We start from the raw sequence: 1,682 nt of genomic DNA on the forward strand, positions 1-1,682 counted from the left end.
GACTCCCGGCCCTCTCGCTCGCCTGGGGCCTGTGGGCACAAACCAGCGACATGACAGCTCGACTCGGCGGAGACGATCGGGAGCGGTTCGCCCGTTCCGGTCTGGCCCCAATCCCGAACGAACAGGCACTTGCGCTCTTCGACGCCTCCCTGGCCGACGACAGGCCGCTGCTGGTGCCGATCCGGTTGGACCAGGCCGGGCTGCGTTCCCAAGCCGCCTCGGGCGCCCTGCCCCCGCTGCTGAGCGGACTGGTCCGTACCCCGGTCCGGCGCGGCGCGAACACGGGTGCCGCAGCCGAGGGGCCGTCTCTCGCCGAGCGGCTGAGCGCCATGCCCGAGACCGACCACAAACGCGTCGTCGAGGAGATCGTGCGCGGGAATCTCGCCGCTGTTCTGGGACACGCCTCGCCCGCGGAGATCGCCCCCGACAGCTCGTTCCAGGACCTGGGCATCGACTCACTCACCGCCGTGGAACTGCGTAACCGGCTCAAGGGCGCCACCGGCCTGCGCCTGTCGGGATCCCTCGTCTTCGACTACCCCAGCCCCGAATCCCTGGTCGGACACATACTGGAAGAATTGTCCGCGGAGATCGACAGCGCAGGCCGTGGCGCGACGGGAGCCGATTCCGACGAGGCGGCCACTTGGCGGACCATCACCTCGATTCCACTCACCCGCATCCGGGAGGCCGGTGTCCTGGAGACGCTGCTGCGGCTCGCAGAACCCGGCGGCGAGGCAGAGACCACCGCAGGTGAAGCGGAAGGCACGTCCATCGCCTCGATGGACGTGGACGATCTCGTCCGGATCGCACTCGGAGAGAGCAACACACCCGTAGACACGGAAGGGACGAACGCGTGATGGCCGCATCCTCTGAAAAGGTCGTCGAGGCATTGCGGGCGTCACTGATCGAGAACGAACGTCTGCGCAAACAGAACCAAGAACTGACGACCGCGCAGCGTGAGCCCATAGCCATCGTGAGCATGGCCTGTCGTTTCCCTGGCGGCGCCGACTCCCCCGAGGCGCTGTGGCGCCTCGTCGCCGAAGAAGGCGATGCCGTATCCGGCCTGCCCGCGAACCGTGGCTGGGACCTGGAATCGCTGTACGACCCGGACCCGGAGGCGCAAGGCAAGAGCTACGTACGTGAGGGAGCGTTCCTCTACGACGCCGCCGAATTCGACGGTGAACTGTTCGGAATCTCTCCCAACGAGGCACTGGCGATGGATCCGCAGCAGCGGCTGCTGATGGAGACCTCCTGGGAAGTCCTGGAAAGGGCGGGGATTCCTCCGAAGTCCCTACGGGGCAGGCCCGTCGGGGTCTTCATCGGCGGCATTACGACGGACTACGTGACCCGGCACTACGCGGGCGGAGCGCCAAACGTTCCACCGGGCGTCGAGAGCCACTTCATGACGGGCAGTTCGGGCAGCGTGTTGTCGGGCCGCATCGCCTACACATACGGCTTCGAAGGGCCGGCGGTGACGGTGGACACGGCGTGCTCCTCGTCGCTGACCGCACTCCACGTGGCCGCTCAGTCGCTACGACAGGGTGAGTGCACCCTGGCGATCGCCGGCGGTGTCGCTGTGCTGGCCAACCCCGGCACCTTCGTCGGCTTCAGCCGACAGCAAGGCCTGTCTCCGGACGGGCGGTGCAAGGCGTTCTCGGCGGACGCTGACGGTGTCGGCTGGGGCG

General features: G+C 67.7%; 2 protein-coding genes. Both read left to right on the plus strand.

Annotated elements, in window-relative coordinates; translation table 11 throughout:
- Positions 1 to 854: beta-ketoacyl reductase (locus tag ACWIF2_RS40660; RefSeq protein ID WP_454366732.1), on the plus strand; the 854-nt coding region annotated here is incomplete at its 5' end.
- Positions 854 to 1,682 (plus strand): beta-ketoacyl synthase N-terminal-like domain-containing protein (locus ACWIF2_RS40665; protein WP_454366734.1); only part of this gene is annotated, 829 nt, incomplete at its 3' end. The genes ACWIF2_RS40660 and ACWIF2_RS40665, both read left to right, overlap by 1 nt.

Source organism: Streptomyces sp. NPDC055506, from assembly GCF_053643595.1.